The 18,624-nt window shown below is 73.5% G+C and carries 20 protein-coding genes; 14 read left to right on the top strand and 6 right to left on the bottom strand.

Annotation, left to right across the window (positions count from 1 at the left end; all coding sequences use genetic code 11):
• Positions 1 to 94 precede the first annotated feature (94 nt).
• The gene (locus tag M3673_RS11550; RefSeq protein WP_056863906.1) at positions 95 to 643 is read left to right on the top strand and encodes a GtrA family protein; all 549 of its coding nucleotides are present in this window, start codon (positions 95 to 97) and stop codon (positions 641 to 643) included.
• Here M3673_RS11550 and M3673_RS11545 read toward each other — a convergent pair.
• Positions 570 to 1,184 carry a nucleoside triphosphate pyrophosphatase gene (locus M3673_RS11545; protein WP_251533786.1) on the bottom strand — a complete coding sequence of 205 codons (615 nt, stop codon included), beginning with the start codon at positions 1,182 to 1,184 and terminating at the stop codon, positions 570 to 572. The two genes, M3673_RS11550 and M3673_RS11545, sit on opposite strands and share 74 nt — an antisense overlap.
• 86 nt (positions 1,185 to 1,270) lie before the next feature.
• On the opposite strand from M3673_RS11545, the gene M3673_RS11540 reads away from it, so the two are divergent.
• Positions 1,271 to 2,017 (top strand): response regulator transcription factor, encoded by a 747-nt coding sequence (locus tag M3673_RS11540; RefSeq protein ID WP_056863909.1) that lies wholly within the window; start codon positions 1,271 to 1,273, stop codon positions 2,015 to 2,017.
• Positions 2,018 to 2,035: 18 nt separating this feature from the next.
• Here M3673_RS11540 and M3673_RS11535 read toward each other — a convergent pair whose 3' ends face one another.
• Positions 2,036 to 2,260, bottom strand: a complete 225-nt coding sequence (locus tag M3673_RS11535; RefSeq protein WP_251533785.1) for an acyl-CoA carboxylase subunit epsilon — start codon at positions 2,258 to 2,260, stop codon at positions 2,036 to 2,038.
• Positions 2,257 to 3,834, bottom strand: a complete 1,578-nt coding sequence (locus M3673_RS11530) for an acyl-CoA carboxylase subunit beta (protein WP_251534343.1) — start codon at positions 3,832 to 3,834, stop codon at positions 2,257 to 2,259. The genes M3673_RS11535 and M3673_RS11530 overlap by 4 nt, the downstream gene beginning before the upstream one ends.
• A 107-nt stretch (positions 3,835 to 3,941) precedes the next feature.
• Between M3673_RS11530 and M3673_RS11525 the strand changes: the two genes are divergently transcribed.
• The 7 genes from M3673_RS11525 to M3673_RS11495 all read left to right on the top strand — a co-directional run bounded on the left by M3673_RS11525 (position 3,942) and on the right by M3673_RS11495 (position 9,869).
• The gene (locus M3673_RS11525) at positions 3,942 to 4,793 is read left to right on the top strand and encodes a biotin--[acetyl-CoA-carboxylase] ligase (RefSeq protein ID WP_193661246.1); all 852 of its coding nucleotides are present in this window, start codon (positions 3,942 to 3,944) and stop codon (positions 4,791 to 4,793) included.
• Between the two features lie 50 nt (positions 4,794 to 4,843).
• Positions 4,844 to 5,356, top strand: coding sequence for a PH domain-containing protein (locus M3673_RS11520; RefSeq protein ID WP_056864584.1), 513 nt, complete (start codon positions 4,844 to 4,846; stop codon positions 5,354 to 5,356).
• 43 nt (positions 5,357 to 5,399) lie between these two features.
• Positions 5,400 to 6,338, top strand: coding sequence for an adenylate/guanylate cyclase domain-containing protein (locus tag M3673_RS11515; RefSeq protein ID WP_056863912.1), 939 nt, complete (start codon positions 5,400 to 5,402; stop codon positions 6,336 to 6,338).
• A gap of 95 nt (positions 6,339 to 6,433) precedes the next feature.
• The gene (locus tag M3673_RS11510; RefSeq protein ID WP_082500196.1) at positions 6,434 to 6,919 is read left to right on the top strand and encodes a winged helix-turn-helix domain-containing protein; all 486 of its coding nucleotides are present in this window, start codon (positions 6,434 to 6,436) and stop codon (positions 6,917 to 6,919) included.
• Positions 6,920 to 6,945: 26 nt separating this feature from the next.
• Positions 6,946 to 8,106: a 5-(carboxyamino)imidazole ribonucleotide synthase gene (locus M3673_RS11505; RefSeq protein ID WP_156697850.1), complete on the top strand. Its 1,161-nt coding sequence runs from the start codon at positions 6,946 to 6,948 to the stop codon at positions 8,104 to 8,106.
• A gap of 4 nt (positions 8,107 to 8,110) precedes the next feature.
• On the top strand, positions 8,111 to 8,671 hold the full coding sequence (gene purE / locus M3673_RS11500; protein ID WP_268778347.1) for a 5-(carboxyamino)imidazole ribonucleotide mutase: 561 nt from the start codon (positions 8,111 to 8,113) through the stop codon (positions 8,669 to 8,671).
• A gap of 7 nt (positions 8,672 to 8,678) precedes the next feature.
• Entirely contained in the window at positions 8,679 to 9,869 is a 1,191-nt protein-coding gene (locus M3673_RS11495; protein WP_251533784.1) for a heparan-alpha-glucosaminide N-acetyltransferase domain-containing protein, read from the top strand.
• Here the strand turns inward: M3673_RS11495 and M3673_RS11490 are convergent.
• Positions 9,858 to 10,325, bottom strand: a complete 468-nt coding sequence (locus tag M3673_RS11490) for a CoA-binding protein (RefSeq protein ID WP_251533783.1) — start codon at positions 10,323 to 10,325, stop codon at positions 9,858 to 9,860. The genes M3673_RS11495 and M3673_RS11490 overlap by 12 nt on opposite strands.
• Before the next feature lie 59 nt (positions 10,326 to 10,384).
• On the opposite strand from M3673_RS11490, the gene M3673_RS11485 reads away from it, so the two are divergent.
• The 4 genes from M3673_RS11485 to M3673_RS11470 all read left to right on the top strand — a co-directional run bounded on the left by M3673_RS11485 (position 10,385) and on the right by M3673_RS11470 (position 14,790).
• Entirely contained in the window at positions 10,385 to 11,557 is a 1,173-nt protein-coding gene (locus tag M3673_RS11485; RefSeq protein ID WP_193661242.1) for an acyl-CoA dehydrogenase family protein, read from the top strand.
• Between the two features lie 13 nt (positions 11,558 to 11,570).
• The gene (locus tag M3673_RS11480) at positions 11,571 to 13,382 is read left to right on the top strand and encodes an acyl-CoA dehydrogenase (protein ID WP_251533781.1); all 1,812 of its coding nucleotides are present in this window, start codon (positions 11,571 to 11,573) and stop codon (positions 13,380 to 13,382) included.
• 43 nt (positions 13,383 to 13,425) lie between these two features.
• On the top strand, positions 13,426 to 14,172 hold the full coding sequence (locus tag M3673_RS11475) for a dienelactone hydrolase family protein (protein WP_251533780.1): 747 nt from the start codon (positions 13,426 to 13,428) through the stop codon (positions 14,170 to 14,172).
• 66 nt (positions 14,173 to 14,238) lie between these two features.
• The gene (locus tag M3673_RS11470) at positions 14,239 to 14,790 is read left to right on the top strand and encodes a Dps family protein (protein WP_056863941.1); all 552 of its coding nucleotides are present in this window, start codon (positions 14,239 to 14,241) and stop codon (positions 14,788 to 14,790) included.
• 91 nt (positions 14,791 to 14,881) lie between these two features.
• On the opposite strand, the gene M3673_RS11465 is transcribed toward M3673_RS11470, so the two are convergent.
• Both M3673_RS11465 and M3673_RS11460 read right to left on the bottom strand, forming a co-directional pair.
• Positions 14,882 to 15,754, bottom strand: coding sequence for a crotonase/enoyl-CoA hydratase family protein (locus M3673_RS11465; RefSeq protein ID WP_056863942.1), 873 nt, complete (start codon positions 15,752 to 15,754; stop codon positions 14,882 to 14,884).
• A complete protein-coding gene (locus tag M3673_RS11460; RefSeq protein ID WP_251533778.1) occupies positions 15,751 to 16,998 on the bottom strand; it encodes an LCP family protein in 1,248 nt (415 codons plus the stop codon). Before M3673_RS11460 ends, M3673_RS11465 begins: the two co-directional genes overlap by 4 nt.
• 135 nt (positions 16,999 to 17,133) lie before the next feature.
• Here M3673_RS11460 and M3673_RS11455 point away from each other — a divergent pair, with 135 nt between their 5' ends.
• Positions 17,134 to 18,615 carry an LCP family protein gene (locus M3673_RS11455; RefSeq protein ID WP_251533776.1) on the top strand — a complete coding sequence of 494 codons (1,482 nt, stop codon included), beginning with the start codon at positions 17,134 to 17,136 and terminating at the stop codon, positions 18,613 to 18,615.
• Positions 18,616 to 18,624 lie beyond the last annotated feature (9 nt).

Raw genomic sequence — 18,624 nt, 5'->3', positions numbered from 1 at the left:
CCGGACCTTCCGGACCCCTCCGGAACCGTACGGCCGTCGGGCCGGGGAGCACGTCGCTCCCCGGCCCGACGTCGTCGTGGCCTAGCCTGGACCCATGGGCGAGGGTCGCGAGCGGGTCCTCGCCGAGGTCGGCAGGTTCCTGGCCGTCGGCGGCCTGGCCACCGTCGTGGCGCTCGTGCTGTTCAATCTCCTGGTCCACGGCTTCAACACCGGCGAGCACGCGCTGCTGCCCGACCAGCCGGTGCTGGCCTACGTCGTCGCCAACACCGTGGGCATGGTCATCAGCTACCGCGGCACGCGGAGCTGGGCCTTCCGCGACCGCCCGCCGCGCCAGGCCGACGGGGGCCGCTCGGCCTTCGTCGTCATCAACGTGGCGACCATGGCCCTGCCGGTGCTGTGCCTGGTGGTCAGCCGCGACGTGCTCGGCCTCGACGACCCGGTCTCCGACAACGTCGCGGCCAACGTCATCGGCCTGGCCCTCGGAGTCGGTGCGCGGTTCTACCTCTTCCGCACCTTCGTCTTCCGGCGCCCGATCGGGCTCGGCGACATCTACCCCGCCGAGGAGACCCTCACGGCCGCGCCCACAGGTCGGTCCACGACCGACCCAGCGCCGCCGTCAGCTCGCGGAGGAGCGGCAGGCTGACGCCCACCACGTTGTGGTGGTCGCCCTCGATGCCGGTGACGAAGGCGCCGCCCAGGCCGTCGACGGTGAAGGCGCCCGCGACGTGCAGCGGCTCGCCGGTCGCGACGTAGGCCGCGATCTCGGCGTCGCTGACCTGCGCGAAGTGCACGGTCGTCGACGCGGTCGCCCCGGTCGAGCGCCCGCTGGCGAGGTCGCGCAGGTGGTGACCGGTGCGCAGCACCCCGGTGCGCCCGCGCATGGCCTCCCAGCGCGCGACGGCCTCGGCGGGGGAGTGGGGCTTGCCGAGCGCCCGGCCGTCGAGCTCGAGCACCGAGTCGCAGCCGAGCACGAGGGCGTCGGCGGGCACCTCGGAGCCCGTCGACCCGGCCCGCTCGGCCACGGCGTCGCACTTGAGGCGGGCGAGTCCGAGGGCGAGCTCGGCAGCGGGCAGGCCGTCGAGCACCGACTCGTCGACGCCGCTGACCACGACCACGGGATCGAGGCCGGCGCTGCGCAGCGTGGCGAGTCGGGCGGGGGAGGCACTGGCCAGCACGAAGGTCACCGCACGAGCCTAGAGGCCGGCTGGCGACCGCGCGGCCGGCTTCGCCCCCGGCGGGCGGGGCCCGACCATGCCCTAGGCTCCCGGCCATGCCGGAGCGACCCCCCGCCGCCGCCCCCGTCGCGGTGGTCATCGAGGACGACCCCGACGTCCGCGACCTCATCGACATCGTGCTCACCCAGGCGGGCCTGACCACGGTGCTCGCCGGCAACGGCTTCGAGGGCATCGACGCGGTGCGCGCGCACGCGCCGCTCCTGACGACCCTCGACGTCAACATGCCGGGCCTCGACGGCTTCGCGGTGGCGCGCCGGCTGCGCGAGCTGAGCGGCACCCACGTCGTGATGATCTCGGCCATGGCCGAGGACGGCGACGCCGCGGCGGGTCTGCAGGCCGGCGCCGACGACTACCTGGTCAAGCCCTTCCGCCCGCGCGACCTGCGGGCCAAGGCCGACGCGCTGGTCGCCGACGCGGCGGGCCTCGCCGCGCGCACACCGCCCGGGGTCCTGCTGCCGGCGACGCTGGAGCTCAACGGCCTGGTGCTCGACACCGCCACCGGAGCGGTCGAGCTCGACGGGCGGCCGGTCGAGCTCGGCGCGCACGAGCGCACCCTGCTCACGACCCTGCTCTCGACCGGCCGTCGGGTGCGGGGCAAGGCCGACCTGGTGCTCTCGGTGCGCGGCGACCGGCCGGGCCCCACGGTGGTCGACGACGACGACCGGCAGGGCCTCGACGCGTGCGTCGAGGCCCTGCTCCACCGGCTCGGGGACACCGGCGACCGGCCCCGTTTCGTGGAGGCCGTCGGCGAGGTCGGCTACCGCTGCGCCGAGCAGCGCTGAGCCGGGCCGCGCGTGGGCTCAGCGCGGCAGCGCGCTGGCCCGCCAGCCGCCCGGCCCGTGCGGCGGGTTGCGCCGCACCAGGCGGGCCGGGGCGCTCCACTCGGGGCGTCGCGGCGCCTGCGCCGGCTCCGAGCCGGCGCCGAGGGCGGAGACGACGGCCACCAGGGCCGCGATCTCCTCCGGCGTCGCGTCGGGCGTGACGACCCGCAGCACGGGGGCCGCCGGCTCCTGCTCGGCGCTCACAGCGGGATGTTCCCGTGCTTCTTCGCAGGCAGGGTCTCGCGCTTGGAGCGCAGCAGGCGCAGGGCCCGGACGACCTCGACGCGGGTCTCGTGGGGCGTGATGACCGCGTCGATGTAGCCACGCTCGGCGGCGATGTAGGGATTGGCCAGGGTGGTGTCGTACTCGTCGATGAGCTCGGCACGACGCGCCTCGACGTCGCCGCCCTCCTTCTCGACGGCCTTGAGCTCCTTGCGGTGCACGATGTTGGCCGCGCCCTGGGCGCCCATCACCGCGATCTGGGCGGTGGGCCACGCGACGTTGATGTCGGCGCCGAGGTGCTTGGAGCCCATGACGTCGTAGGCGCCGCCGTAGGCCTTGCGGGTGATGACGGTGATGAGCGGCACCGTCGCCTCGGCGTAGGCGTAGATCAGCTTGGCGCCGCGGCGGATGATGCCGTTCCACTCCTGGTCGGTGCCGGGCAGGAAGCCGGGCACGTCGACGAAGGTCAGCACCGGGATGTTGAAGGCGTCGCAGAAGCGGACGAAGCGCGCGGCCTTCTCCGAGGCGTCGATGTCGAGGGTGCCGGCGAACTGCATCGGCTGGTTGGCCACGACGCCCACCGAATGTCCCTCGACGCGGCCGAAGCCGACGATGAGGTTGGGGGCGAAGAGCTCCTGGACCTCGAGGAACTCCTCGTCGTCGACGACCGCCTCGATGACGGTGTGCATGTCGTAGGGCTGGTTCGGGGAGTCGGGGATGATCGTGTCGAGGGCCAGGTCGAGCTCGGAGGGCTCGAGGTCGGCGGGGTCGTCGAAGGTCGGCGACTCGTCGAGGTTGTTCTGCGGCAGGAACGACAACAGCGCCTTGACGTACTCGATCGCGTCGGCCTCGTCGGAGCCCATGTAGTGGGCGTTGCCCGACTTGGTGTTGTGGGTGCGCGCGCCGCCGAGGTCCTCCATCGAGACGTCCTCGCCGGTGACGGTCTTGATGACGTCGGGCCCGGTGATGAACATGTTGGAGGTGCCGTCGACCATGATCGTGAAGTCGGTGACCGCGGGGGAGTAGACGTGGCCGCCGGCGCAGGAGCCCATGATCATGGAGATCTGCGGGATGACGCCCGAGGCGTGCACGTTGCGGCGGAAGATCTCGCCGTAGAGGCCGAGGGAGACCACGCCCTCCTGGATCCGGGCGCCGGCACCCTCGTTAATGCCGATGATCGGGCAGCCGGTCTTGATGGCGAGGTCCATCACCTTGGTGATCTTCTCGCCGTAGACCTCGCCCAGCGAGCCGCCGAAGACGGTGAAGTCCTGGGAGAACACGCAGACCTGGCGACCGTCGATGGTGCCGTAGCCGGTCACCACGCCGTCGCCGTAGGGGCGGGTCTTCTCCAGGCCGAAGGCGGTGGAGCGGTGCCGGGCCAGCTCGTCGAGCTCGACGAAGGAGCCCTCGTCGAAGAGCTGCTCGATGCGCTCGCGCGCGGTCTGGCGGCCCTTGGCGTGCTGCTTCTCGACGGCCTTGGCCGAGCCAGCGTGCACCGCCTCGTCGAGACGGCGGTCGAGGTCGGCCAGCTTGCCCGCGGTGGTGTGGAGGTCGATGCCTGTCTCCTGAGAGGGGACGTCGGTGCCCTCGCCTGGCTGTGCGCTCACGTGTATCCGGCCTCCTGATCTGGCCCGTCGAGTGGTCGTGCGTCAATGTAGTGCCCGTGACCCCGGACACCGCCGAGCGCCCACCCCACGAGCCGGAGCGGCTCCCGCTCGACGCCCCGCTCGACCCGGCCGCGCTCGTGGTGCCCGGCCTGAGGGTGGAGGTGGTCGCCTCCACGCCGTCCACCAACGCGCTGGTCGCCGAGCGGGCCCGCGCCGGCGAGGCCGAGGGGCTGGTGGTGGTGGCCGAGCACCAGACCGCGGGCCGGGGACGCCTCGACCGCGGCTTCGAGATGCCGGCGCGCACCTCCCTGCCCTTCTCGGTCCTGCTGCGCCCGCGGGTGCCGGCGCAGCAGTGGCCGTGGCTGCCGCTGCTGACCGGGCAGGCGGTCGCCGCGACCCTGCGCGCCCACGGCTTCGAGGCCGGGGTGAAGTGGCCCAACGACGTGCTGTGCGCCCCCGCGGGCGGCGAGCGCAAGCTGGTCGGGATCCTGGTCGAGCGGGTCGAGGGTCCCGCCGGTGCGGCCGCCGTGGTCGGGATCGGGCTCAACGTCGGGACCCCTGCCGACCGGCTGCCGGTCGCCACGGCCACCTCGCTGGCGCTCGAGGCCGACCGGCTCGGCCTCCCGGTGCCGACCCGCGCGGCCCTCCTCGTCGACCTGCTCGCCACGCTGCGGGAGTCCTACGACACCTGGCAGGGCGGCGGCGCCGGCGCGGCCGAGCGGCTGCGCGCGTCGTACGCCACCTCCTGCGTGAGCGTCGGCCGGCGCGTGCGCGTCGAGCTGCCCGCGGGGCGGACCCTGCTGGGGCAGGCGACCGGGGTCGACGAGCAGGGTCGCCTGGTGGTCGCGGGACCCGACGGCGAGGTGGCCGTGGGGGCCGGCGACGTGGTGCACGCGCGCGCCCTGTGAGGTGGCCCGACCGGTGCGCGCGGGTCGCCCGCAGGTGACATGATCGTGTGGTGGCCATCTCGCAGAAGCTGCTCAACGACGGGGAGTCCGTCGTCCTCAGCACCCGCACCCACCCCAAGGCGCTGCTGCTGCCGCTGCTGACCCTCGTCGTGCTGCTCGCCGTCGGCGTCGCGGCGCAGGTGCTGCTCGAGGGCGAGGTGGGCCGCGTGGCGTCGCTGGTCGTGTGGGCGCTGGTCGCCGTGGCCGCGCTGTGGTGGGTGCTGCGCCCCTTCCTGGTCTGGCTCACCGCCTCCTACACCTTCACCGACCGTCGTCTCATCACCCGCACCGGCGTCGTGACCCGCCGTGGCCACGACATCCCGCTGTCGCGGATCAGCGACGTGGCCATCGAGCTGCACCTGGTCGACCGGCTCCTGGGCTGCGGCACGCTGATCATCAGCGACGCCAGCACCCACGGTCAGGTCGCGCTGCCCGACATCCCCCACGTCGAGGAGACCCACCGCCGCCTCAACCTGCTCCTGCACGACCTGCACGAGCCGCGCTCGCGGGCCGACGGTGCGTGAGCCGGGGCCGAGCAGGCGACCGGGCGACCTGGAGCGGGCGATCATGGGCGACGTGCCGGTGCTGACCTCACCCGAGCTGGCCGAGCACGCCGGTGTCTCGCTCGAGCAGGCCCGCCGGCTGTGGCGCGCGCTGGGCTTCCCCGAGCACCCCGCCGACGAGGCGGCCTTCATGGGCGCCGACTCCGAGGCGGTGGGCGTCCTGCTGGAGGTGGTGCGCTCCGGGCTCATCGACTTCGACCTCGCGGTCAACCTCACGCGTGCGGTGGGGCAGACGATGGCGCGCCTGGCCGACTGGGAGGTCTCGGCCCTGGTGCAGCACGTCGAGGAGATGGACGCCGACGAGGCCGGCCCCGGGGCCCGCGTCGACCTGGCCCTGCAGGTCGTCGAGGACTTCTCCAAGCCCTTCGAGTCGATGCTGATCTATGCGTGGCGCCGCCACCTGGCCGCCGCCGCGGCCCGCATCGAGGCCCTCGGCGCCACCGACGAGGACCTCCACACGACCACGCTCACCGTCGGCTTCGCCGACATCGTGGGCTTCACCGCCCTGAGCAACACCCTCACCGAGGAGCGCATCGGCGACCTCGTGGAGCTCTTCGAGGTGCGCTGCGCCGACGTCGTGGCCACCCAGCGCGGCCGGGTGATCAAGAGCATCGGCGACTCGGTGCTCTTCGTGAACGACGACCCCATCCGGGCCTACGACACCGCCGAGGGGATCATCAACGTGATCGGTCGCGACCCGCGGATGCCCGACATCCGCCTCGGCCTGGCCAGCGGGTCGGTGGTGATGCGCCTGGGCGACGTCTTCGGCCCGCCGGTCAACATGGCCGCGCGGCTGACCGCGGTGGCCCGGCGCAACCGGATCATCATCGACGCCGCGACGGCTGCGGTGCTGCCGGAGGACCAGTTCGAGACCCGCCGTCTGCCGGCCCGACCGGTGCGCGGCTTCGGCCTCGTCGAGCCGGTGGCCGTTCGTCGCCACTGAGCATTTCTTCAGTCCCCCCAGTGTGACAGTTTCCTGCCACTGTCATTTTGCGGCATTTCCTTACTTTCGCCCGGGTCGCTTCGTACGGTTGTCCCGTGTACAGCGTTCAGGACGTCTCCCTCGACCCCGAGACCCGCCGCGCGTGGAAGGGGGACGACGAGATCACCTTCTCCCGCAAGGAGTTCGATCTCGTCCTCGCCCTCATCTCCCGCCCCGGCGAGATCGTCACGCGTGAGCAGCTGATGCGCGAGGTGTGGCACACCAGCTTCTGGACCTCCTCCAAGACCATCGACGTCCACCTGGGCTGGGTGCGCCGCAAGATCGGCGACAACCCGCGGCGCCCGCACCTGATCACCACCATCCGCGGCAAGGGCCTGCGCTTCGAGCCGCAGCCGCCTCCCGGCCACCCGGCCGCGGGCGGCGAGGGTGCGCAGCCGGTGGCCCCGATCGTCATCGACGCCGACGTCGCGACCGACTGCGCCGACGGCCCGGCCGCCCCCGGTGTCGGGGCTCCCGAGATGGCCTACCGCGCTCCCGAGGCCGACCGCGTGTCCGCCGCGGAGCGCCCCGTGGTCGCCTGACGGGGGCGTCTCCTAGGGTTGGGGCCGTGCCCCAGTCCGCTCCCGTCCTCGCCGTCATCGGCGGTGGCCAGCTGGCCCGGATGATGGCCCAGCCCGCCATCGCCCTGGGTCTGCCGCTGCGCCTGCTCGCCGAGGCCGAGGGTGTCTCCGCCGCGCAGGTCGTGCCCGACCACGTCGTCGGCGACTACCGCGACCTCGCCACGCTGCGCCGCGTCACCGACGGCTGCCCGGTGGTCACCTTCGACCACGAGCACGTGCCGACCGAGCACCTCCACGCGCTCGAGGCCGACGGCGTCGCCGTGCGACCCGGCCCCGACGCCCTCGTCCACGCCCAGGACAAGGCCGTGATGCGCACGCGCCTGGCCGAGCTGGGCGTGCCGTGCCCGCGCAACGCCGTCGTGGCCTCCCCCGACGAGGTCGAGGCCTTCGGCCTGCCCTGCGTGCTCAAGACCACCCGCGGTGGCTACGACGGCAAGGGGGTGTGGTTCGTGCGGTCGCTCGAGGACTGCGCCGAGCCGCTGCGCGCCGCCGCCGAGGGCGGCGTCGGCCTGCTGGCCGAGGAGCTCGTCGACTTCCGCCGCGAGCTCTCGGCCCTCGTGGTGCGCTCGCCCAGCGGCCAGGCCGCGGCCTACCCCGTCGTCGCCTCCACCCAGCGCGACGGCATCTGCCACGAGGTGGTCGCCCCCGCCCCCGACCTCGACCCGGAGCTGGGCGGCCAGGCGCAGGAGATCGCGCTGCGCATCGCCGGAGAGCTCGGTGTCACCGGGGTGCTGGCCGTGGAGCTCTTCGAGACCAACGACGGGCGGATCCTCGTCAACGAGCTGGCCATGCGCCCGCACAACACCGGTCACTGGACCCAGGACGGCGCGGTGACCTCCCAGTTCGAGAACCACCTGCGTGCCGTCATGGACCTGCCGCTGGGCTCGCCGGCCCCCCGCGCGCGCTGGACGGTGATGGTCAACATCCTCGGCAGCGACGACACCGAGGTGGGACGGCTGTGGGACGGCTTCCCCCACGCCCTGGCCCGCGACCCCCACCTGCGCGTGCACCTCTACGGCAAGGACCTGCGCCCCGGGCGCAAGGTCGGGCACGTCAACGCCTACGGCGACGACCTCGAGGACTGCCTGGAGCGGGCGCGGCACGCCGCCGCCTGGTTCCGCGGCGACCTCGGCAACGAGAGCGAGTAGACCCGTGACCGACACCCCCACCGGCACCCCCACCGGTCCTGCCACCGGGCGGCCCGCCCCGCGCGTCGGCATCGTGATGGGCTCCGACTCCGACTGGCCGGTGATGCAGGCCGCCGCGGAGGCGCTGGCCGAGTTCGAGGTGCCGCACGAGGCCGACGTGGTCTCCGCGCACCGGATGCCCGAGGAGATGCTCGACTACGGCCGCCGCGCCCACGAGCGCGGCCTGTCGGTGATCATCGCCGGCGCCGGCGGCGCCGCCCACCTGCCCGGCATGCTCGCCGCGGTCACGCCGTTGCCGGTGATCGGGGTGCCGGTGCCGCTGAAGTACCTCGACGGCATGGACTCCCTGCTCTCCATCGTGCAGATGCCCGCCGGCGTGCCGGTGGCCACCGTCGCGGTGGGCGGTGCGCGCAACGCCGGCCTGCTCGCCGTGCGGATCCTGGCCGCGACCGACCCGGTCCTGCAGGAGCGGATGCGCGACTTCCAGGCCGAGCTGCGCACCGCGGCCCACGCCAAGGGCGAGGTCGTGCGCCGCGAGGCCGCCCCCCGTCGCCTCGGCTTCTGACCCGACCGTGCCGAGGTCGGGGGACGGCGCGGGGCGCCTGCTCGGCGTCGACGTGGCCCGCTGCCTGGCCCTGGTCGGCATGGTGGCGACCCACGTCGTCGACCCGCGCGACCCCGACGGGTCGCTCAGCGCGGCGCAGTGGCTGGCCGGCGGACGGGCCTCGGCGCTCTTCGCGGTGCTCCTGGGGGTCAGCCTCGCGCTGACGACCGGGCGCCGCGAGCCGGTGCAGGGGCGCGAGCGCGCGGCGCGGTCGGCGGGCGTCGTGGTCCGCGCAGTGCTGATCGGGCTGCTCGGGCTCGCGCTCGGTCAGCCCGACTCGGGGCTCGCGGTGATCCTCACCTACTACGCCGTGCTCCTGCTGCTGGCCCTGCCCTTCCTCGGGCTCCGCCCGCCCGCGCTCCTGGGCCTGGCCGCCGCCTGGGTGGTGGCGGCGCCGCTCTTCTCCTGCGTGCTGCGCGCCGAGCTCGCCCCGCGCGGCGTCGCCAGCCCGACCTTCGCCCAGCTGGTGGCGGACCCCACCGGGCTGCTGGCCGAGCTGCTGTGGACCGGCTACTACCCGGCGGTGCCCTGGCTGTCCTACGTGCTGGTGGGGCTGGCCCTGGGCCGTCTCGACCTCGCCCGGCGCGCGGTCGGGACGGCGATCGCGCTCGGCGGGCTGGTCCTCGCGGTCGGGGCCAGCGCCCTGGCCGGGGCCCTGGTGGCACGCACCGACCTCACCGCCGCGCAGCTCGACGAGGCCGCCGGGGGCATGTTCGGCACGACGCCGCCCGGCGAGCCGGGCTGGCTGGTGGCCGCGGCGCCGCACAGCTCCACCACGCTCGACCTGCTGCAGACCACCGGCAGCGCGGGCCTGGTCCTGGGGCTGTGCCTGCTCCTCGACGCCACCCTGGTGCGCCACGGCCTCGACGTCGCCCGTCGCGCGGTCGGCATCGTCTTCGGCGCCGGGACGATGGTGCTCACGCTCTACTCGCTGCACGTGCTGCTGCGCACCGACCGGCTGTGGCCGCCCGAGGAGTCCTCGGCCTACCCCGCCCACCTCCTCGTGCTGCTCGGCATCGGCGCGCTCTACGCCGCCGCCGGGCGCCGTGGCCCCCTCGAGCAGCTGGTCTCCCTGGCCTCCCAGGGTGCGGCCCGACTCGTGCGCGGTCGCCCGGGCCGCCCCTCGGACCGCCCCTCGGCCGGCCCCTCAGACGGCTGAGCCGCGCCGGCGCCACTCGATGGCCGGGCAGGTGTCCATCACCATGGCCACGCCGGCGGACCGGGTGCGGCGCAGGGCCGCCTCGTCGACCACGCCGAGCTGCAGCCACACCCCGCGCGCCCCGACGGCGACCGCCTGGTCGGCCACCTCGCCGGCGAACTGCGAGCGACGGAAGACGTCGACCACGTCGAGGGCGAAGGGCACGTCGGCGAGGGTGGGCCAGGCGGGCTCGCCCAGCACGACGAGACGCCCGCCGGCGGCGGCCGGGTGCACCGGCACGATCCGCTTGCCGCGCTGCTGGAGCAGGTGGGCGATGGCGTACGCCGTACGGCTCGGGTCGCCGGAGAGTCCGACGACGGCCCAGGTGTCGCACTCGTCGAGCATGAGGTCGACCGAGGCGGCGTGCTGCCAGTCGCCGGTCAGGGGGGCCCCGGGAAGGGGGGCGTCGGAGGTCACACCGCCAGCCTAGGTCGCGGGGTGCACGTGCGTCCTACCTCCGAGTAACCTCGGATGCTATGACGTCCAACTATCCCCTCTACGCCCTGTCCGAGGAGCACCAGGCGATCCGCGAGGCGGTGCGCGACCTGTGCGACGCCAAGGTCGCCCCCCACGCCGCCGAGGTGGACGAGCAGGCCCGCTACCCCCACGAGGCCGCGGCCGCGCTGCTCGCCGCCGACTTCCACGCCCCCCACGTGCCCGAGGAGTACGGCGGCGCCGGTGCCGACGCCCTCGCGACCGTGCTGGTCATCGAGGAGGTGGCGCGCGCCGACGTGTCGGCCTCGCTGATCCCGGCCGTCAACAAGCTGGGCTCGCTGCCGGTGCAGATCGCCGGCTCGGAGGAGCTGAAGAAGAAGTACCTCGGGGCGCTGGCCCGCGGCGAGGGCGGCTTCTCCTACTGCCTCTCCGAGCCCGAGGCCGGCTCCGACGCGGTGTCGATGAAGACCAAGGCCGTGCGCGACGGCGAGGACTGGGTGCTGAACGGCACCAAGCGGTGGATCAGCAACGCGGGGGAGTCGGAGTACTACACGGTGCTCGCCGTCACCGACCCCGAGAAGCGCTCCAAGGGCATCTCGGCCTTCGTCGTCGAGAAGTCCGACGAGGGCGTCTCCTTCGGCGCCCCCGAGAAGAAGCTGGGCATCAAGGGCAGCCCGACCCGCGAGGTCTACCTCGACCACGTGCGCATTCCCGCCGACCGGATGATCGGCGCCGAGGGCACCGGCTTCGAGACCGCCATGAAGACCCTCGACCACACCCGGGTCACGATCGCTGCCCAGGCCGTCGGCGTCGCCCAGGGCGCGCTCGACTACGCGCTGCAGTACGCCAAGGAGCGCGAGCAGTTCGGCAAGGCGATCGCGGAGTTCCAGGGCCTGCAGTTCATGCTCGCCGACATGGGCATGAAGATCGAGGCCGCCCGCCAGATGACCTACGCCGCCGCCGGCCGCTCCGAGCGCGGCGACGCCGACCTCACGTTCTTCGGCGCCGCGGCCAAGTGCTTCGCCTCCGACGTGGCCATGCAGGTCTGCGTCGACGCCGTGCAGGTGCTGGGCGGCTACGGCTTCACCAAGGACTACCCCGTCGAGCGCATGATGCGCGATGCGAAGATCACCCAGATCTACGAGGGCACCAACCAGGTGCAGCGCATCGTCATGGCCCGGCAGCTCCTCGCGGGGGTGCAGAGCCAGCTCTGAGCAGGAGGTCGTCATGACCCGCAGCACCACCCCGTCGTCGACGGTGATGTCCCGCGCCGACCTGGCCTTCCAGCTGCACGAGTGGCTGCGGGTCGAGGACCTCCTCACGCGCGAGCGGTACGCCGAGCACTCGCGCGACACCCTCGACGCGGTGCTCGACCTGGCCGAGACGGTGGCCACGCGCCACTTCGCGACGCACAACAAGCGCAACGACCAGGAGGAGCCCCGCTTCGACGGGGAGCGGGTGCACCTGCACCCCGAGGTGGAGGAGGCGCTGGCGGTCTACTCCGCCAGCGGCTTCACCGGCGCCACCTTCGACGAGGAGCTCGGCGGCCTGCAGCTGCCGCAGGTGGTCGCCTCGGCGGTGGCGGCGTGGTTCCAGGCCGCCAACTGCGGCACGGCGGGCTACCCGTTCCTCACCCAGGCCAACGCCCACCTGCTGGTCGCCCACGGCAGCCCCGAGCAGGTCGAGCGCTTCGTGCGCCCCATGCTCGAGGGCCGGTTCTTCGGCACGATGTGCCTCTCCGAGCCGCAGGCGGGCTCCTCGCTGGCCGACGTGACCACGACCGCCACCGAGCAGCCCGACGGCACCTTCCGGCTGCGCGGCAACAAGATGTGGATCTCCGGCGGCGACCACGAGATGGGCGAGAACATCGTGCACCTCGTGCTGGCCCGCACCGCGGGTGCGCCGGCCGGGGTCAAGGGCATCTCGCTCTTCCTGGTGCCCAAGCACCTGGTGGCCGACGACGGCTCGCTGGGCGAGCGCAACGACGTCGTGCTGGCCGGGCTCAACCACAAGATGGGCTGGCGCGGCACCACCAACACGCTGCTCAACTTCGGCGAGGGCGCCCACCGTCCCGGGGGCGAGCCGGGCGCCGTGGGCTACCTCGTGGGGGAGCAGCACCGTGGCCTGGCGCTGATGTTCCACATGATGAACGAGGCCCGCGTCGGCGTCGGGCTCGGCGCGGCCGCCCTGGGCTGCACCGGCTACCTCAAGGCCCTCGCGTACGCCCGCGAGCGCACCCAGGGCCGCCCCGTCGGCGCCAAGGACCCCGCCTCGCCGCCGGTGCGCCTGGTCGAGCACGCCGACGTGCGCCGGATGCTGCTCACGATGAAGGCCTGGGTCGAGGGCGGTCTCGGCCTGGTGCTCTACACCGCCCGACTGGTCGACGAGGAGCAGACCGCCGAGGACGCCGCGGCGCGCGAGGAGGCGCACCGGTTGCTCGAGGTGCTCACCCCGATCGCGAAGTCGTGGCCCTCCCAGTGGTGCCTGGCCGCCAACGACCTGGCCATCCAGGTGCACGGCGGCTACGGCTACACCCGCGAGTACGACGTCGAGCAGCACTACCGCGACAACCGGCTCAACCCCATCCACGAGGGCACCCACGGCATCCAGGGCCTCGACCTGCTCGGGCGCAAGGTCGTCGCCGAGGGCGGTGCGGGCCTGCGCCTGCTCGCCCGCCGGATCAGGGAGACGACCGACGCGGCCTCGGCCCGCGGGGGCGACGTGGCCCAGGACGCCGCGGCCGTGCAGGCCGCGGCCGACCGGCTGGTCGCGGTCACGGCGACGCTCTGGTCGGCGGGCGACCCCCGGGTGAGCACGGCCAACTCCTCGGCGTACCTGGAGGTGGCGGGGCACGTCGTGGTCGCGTGGCTGTGGCTGCAGCAGGCGATGGCCGCCGACGGCGACAGCGACCTGCACGCCGGCAAGCGGCACGCGGCGCGCTGGTTCGTGCGCTGCGACCTGCCCCGGGTGCACCCGCAGCTCGACCTGCTCGAGCGACTCGACCGCACGGTCCTCGACGTCGAGGACGCCTGGCTCTAGGTCGGCACCGGCCGGTGACCGGGCGGTCGCTAGCGTCGGCGCCATGACCCAGCAGACGCTCTCGATCCAGACCCCCGACGGCACCGCGGAGGCCTACCTCACCGGTGAGGACGGCCGCCCCGGCGTGCTGATGTACGTCGACGCCATCGGCCTGCGCCGACAGACCCGCGACATGGCCGACCGCGTCGCCTCGTGGGGCTACGTCGTGCTGGTGCCGCACGTGTTCTACCGCGACGGCTCGGCCGCCGACCTCGAGCCCGAGGGCGACCTGCGCGAGGACGGCGCCCGGGAGGCCTTCTTCGCCTCCGGGGTCATGGACCGCATCGCCGCCCTCACCCCCGACCGGTCTGGCCCCGACGCCGACGCCTGGGTGGCCACGCTGCTCGAGCACGCCGGGGACGGCCCGATCGGCGTGATCGGCTACTGCATGGGCGCGCGGCTCGCGCTGCGCACCGCCGGGCAGTTCCCCGGCACCGTCGGCGCGGTCGGCGGCTTCCACGGCGGGGGACTGGTCACCGACGAGCCCGACAGCCCGCACCTGGCCGTGGCCGCCTCCACCGCGGAGTTCGTGCTCGGCCACGCCGACCAGGACGCCTCGATGCCGCTGGAGGCCGTCGAGACCCTCGAGCGGACCCTGCAGGAGGCGGGTCGCCCGCACCTCAACGAGGTCTACGCCGGCGCCGCGCACGGCTACTCGATGGCCGACACCTCGATGTACGACGAGCAGGCCGCGGAACGCCACACGAGCGAGCTCCGGGCCCTCCTCGAGCGCACGATCGCCCCGGCCTGAGGCGTGCGCGGGAGCGGCACCCCTTCGGGTGATGGGACCCCCGGAGGGCCGCAGTACGTTCGATCCATGGCCACTCCCAACCTCAAGTACACCGTGCCCGGCATGAGCGACGAGGACGCTGCACGCGTCGTCGAGCTGGTCCAGGGCCGCCTCTACGCCTGCAACGACCTGCACCTGACGCTCAAGCACGTCCACTGGAACGTCGTGGGTCCCCACTTCATCGCCGTCCACGAGATGATCGACCCCCAGGTCGAGACCGTGCGCGGCTTCGCCGACGACCTCGCCGAGCGCATCGCGACCCTCGGCGGCTCGCCCAAGGGCACGCCCGGCTCGCTGGTGGAGAACCGCACCTGGGACGAGTACAGCATCGGTCGCGCCACCACCCAGGAGCACCTCGGTGCCCTCGACCTGGTCTACCAGGGCGTCATCTCCTCCTACCGCGACGGCATGAAGGAGCTCGACGACCTCGACCTGGTCACCCAGGACATGTTCATCGCCCAGATCAACGAGCTGGAGCTCTTCCACTGGTTCGTGCGCGCCCACCTGGAGGACAAGTCGGGCGGTCTGTCGACCGCCGGCGCCACCTCCGAGACGCAGGCCGCGGCGGCCGCCGGCTGAGCCACGCCCCCTCGACGTCGACGACCCCCCGCCCTCCTGGGCGGGGGGTCGTCTGCGTCCGGACCGGTTCCGGTCGAGGGACGGGGCCGGATCAGCGCGGGAAGACCCGCGGCACCTCGGAGGCGCGGGAGGTGAAGACCGGCGTGCGCTTCTCCTTGAACGCCGCCACCCCCTCCTTGCCGTCGCCGATCGAGGTGTGGAACATCGCGAGGGTGTCCGACAGGTGCGCGTCGAGCGGCTCCGGGGCGGCGCTGTTGCGGTAGACCAGCTGCTTGGCCAGGGCGAGCGCCACGGGGGAGCGGTCCTTGACGAAGGAGCGGGCCAGCTCCTGGGCGGCCGGCAGCAGGTCGTCGGGCTCGTGCACCGAGCGCAGCAGCCGGCCCTCGAGGGCCTGCTCGGCGGTGAGCACGTCGGCGGAGTAGACCCACTCCAGCGCCTGCTGCACCCCGACGATGCGGGGCAGGAACCAGCTCGAGCACGCCTCGGGGACGATGCCGAGCCGGCCGAAGACGAAGCCGACCCTGGCCCGGGTCGAGGCCAGGCGCAGGTCCATGGCCAGGGTCATCGTGGCGCCGATGCCGACCGCCGCGCCGTTGATGGCCGCGATCACCGGCTTGGGCAGGGCGTGGATGGCCAGCGTCACCTTGCCGCCGGTGTCGCGCAGGCCGTCCTGGTAGGGCTCCTGGTCGTAGCGCTCGCGCAGCTCCTCGGGGGTGACGTCGAGGGACTCGTCGAGCCCGAAGACGTTGCCCTCGGCCGAGAGGTCCATGCCCGCGCAGAAGGCGCGACCGGCGCCGGTGACGACCACGGCGCGCACGGCGTCGTCGTGGGCGTCGACGGTGAAGACCTGGAGCAGCTCGCGGGCCATCACCAGGTCGAAGGCGTTGAGCTGCTCGGGGCGGTGCAGCGTCAGGGTCGCGACCCCGTCGTCGTCCACGCTCCAGGTGAGGGTCTCGTAGCTCACGAGGTGGCTCCTTCCGGCAGGCCCGAGGGCGTGCACAGGCTGTCGTCGATGCTGTCGGTGTCGTCGTCGATGATCGCCTGGAACATCTGCCGCGAGCGCTCGGGGTCCCAGTTGACCGCGAGGTCGCTGATCGGCACCGAGCAGGTCAGACCGTTGTCCCCGTTGACGCGGGTCATCGCCGAGGCCCACATCGCGGCCCGGGCGGGGTTCATGCCGTCGCCGAAGGTGACCGTCTCGGTGGCGGCGAGGTTGAGCCGCCAGTAGCGCACGGGGTTGAGCACCGACCAGGGCGAGACCACCTCGCGCCCGATGGACGCGACCACCTCGCGCTGCTGACGGGCGCGCTCGATGTCGCCGAGCCCGCTGGTGTGCCGCGAGCGGGCGTAGCCCAGCGCGGTCACGCCGTCGGCCTCCTGGCAGCCCTTCTCGATGTCGAGGTTGGCCAGCGGGTCGTCCATGGCCTGCCGGGGGCAGATCTCGATGCCGCCCACGGCGTCGACGAGGTCGACGAAGCCGCCGATGCCGATCTCGACGTACTCGTCGACGCGGATGCCGGTGTTCTCCTCGATGGTCCGCGTGAGCAACCTCGGGCCCCCGAAGGCGTAGGCAGCGTTGATCTTCGTGGTGCCCGACCCGGGCACGTCGACGAGGGAGTCGCGGGGGATCGACATCAGCAGGTTGGGCCCGGAGCCGGTGTGCAGCAGCAGGATCGTGTCGGTGCGCTGCCCGCTCGCGTCGCCCGTGCCGTACTCCTTGCGCTCCGCGGCGCTCAGCCCCTGGCGCGAGTCGCTGCCGACGAGCAGGTACGTCGTGCCCGGCTGCTCCGCCGGGCGCTCCCCGCGGGGCTCGAAGGCCACCTTGTCGACCTTGGTCCAGGCGAAGACCGGCACGGCGACCAGGTAGACCACCCACAGCAGCACCAGGACCAGCACGTAGCGCGCGCGGAAGCGCGGACGTCGGCGCCCCGAGGAGGCCGCGGCCGGCGGCGGCGCGACCGGGGCCCGGGGCGGCGGGGTGGCCGCGCGGGGCTGGTCACGGGGCTGGTCACGGGGCTGGTCACGGGGTCGGGCCCGCATGACCCGGGTCGCCTCGTCGTCGGGGGCGCCCGACCCGGCGGCGGGGGAGGCGGGCCGGGGCTGGCGTCGCACCGGCCGGGTCGCGTCGGGGTCGCTCGCCCCCTGTCCGCCGTAGAGCCAGTCGAAGCGCTTCTCGTCGTCGCCGCCGCGGCCGGGCCCGTCTGCCATGGGGAGGACGCTACGCGATGGGCCGACCTGGCCGGGCACGGCGCGTCGGGGCCCGTGTGACTCCTGAGGCTGGTGATACTGGCCGACAGCACTGGACCCTTCCCCACCAGTCCTGAGCAGGAGAGAGACACCTCGATGCCACCCGTACCTTCCCCCGGGTTGCTCGACGGCCAGCCCCGTCCGAGCGCAGCCGACCGCGCGGCCCGCGTGCGCTTCCGCCGAGCGCTCGCGCTGATGGCCATGACCCTCGTCGTGCCGGGCTCGGCGCAGCTCGTCGCCGGCGACCGTCGCATCGGCAGGATCGCCGTGCGGATCTGGCTCGGCACGCTGCTCACCGTGCTGGTCGTCGGCCTGGCCGTCGCGATCCACCCCGGCCTGGCCCTGAAGATGGCCGTGAGCCCGGCCGTGCTGCTCGTGCTGCGGGTGCTGCTCATGGTGGGTGCCGTGGCCTGGGCCGCGCTCTTCGTCGACGCCTGGCGCATCGGCCAGCCGCTGACGCTCTCGATGAGCCACCGCCGCGCGGTGGTCGGGGTCAACGGCCTGCTCTGCCTCTCGGTCGCCGGCACCATGCTCTTCGGCGCCCACGTGGTCGCCGTGCAGCGCGATTTCATCGTCACGATGTTCGCCTCCTCCACCGTCACCGACGCCCACGACGGCCGCTACAACGTGCTGCTCATGGGCGGCGACTCCGGTGCGGGGCGCTGGGGCCTGCGCCCCGACTCGATGACGGTGGCCTCCATCGACGTCGAGACCGGCCGCACCGTGCTGGTCGGCCTGCCCCGCAACATGGCCGACTTCCCCTTCGCGCCGGGCTCGGTCATGGACGAGCAGTTCCCCGACGGCTTCGACTGCGACGGCTGCTACCTCAACGGCGTGAGCACCTGGGCCGGTGACAACACCGAGCTCTTCGGCGACTCCGAGAACCCCGGCGTCGACGCCACCGTCTCGGCCGTCGAGGGCATCACCGGGCTGCGGATCAACTACTGGGCCATGGTCAACCTGCAGGGCTTCAAGGACCTCGTCGACGCCGTCGGCGGCGTCGAGCTCACCGTGCGCTCCCCGATCCCGGTGGGCGGTCTCGGCGACGACGTCACCGGCTACATCGAGCCCGGCACGCGCACCCTCGACGGCTTCGAGACGCTCTGGTACGCCCGGGCCCGCGAGGGCTCCGACGACTACTCGCGCATGGCGCGGCAGAAGTGCGTCATGAACGCCATGCTCCAGCAGGTCAGCCCCCAGGTCGCGGTGCGCAACTTCGAGTCCATCGCCGCCGCCTCCTCCGAGATGGTCTCCACCAACCTCCCGGCCTCCGAGCTCGACACGTTCATGCAGCTGGCGCTGAAGGCCCGCGGCCAGAAGGTCTCGACCCTCTCGCTGGTGCCGCCGATGATCGACACCGCCCACCCCGACGTCGAGGAGATCCAGGCCAAGGTGGCCGCCGCCGTCGCCAAGGCCGAGGGCACCGCGCCGGCCGGCTCCGGCGCGGGCGGCGCGGGCGGCTCGGGCGGCTCGGGCTCGACGAGCCCCGTCGACGGTCCCGTGACCGGTGGCTCGGTGGGCTCGCTGAGCGGGGGCTACGCCGCCAACCAGGCCCAGGACCTCGGCGCCGCCTGCTGACCTAGGGTG

Source organism: Nocardioides sp. P86, from assembly GCF_023712465.1.
Lineage (GTDB): Bacteria > Actinomycetota > Actinomycetes > Propionibacteriales > Nocardioidaceae > Nocardioides > Nocardioides kribbensis.
Note: the sequence above shows the minus strand (reverse complement) of the source record. Positions and strands in the feature narration are given on the sequence as shown.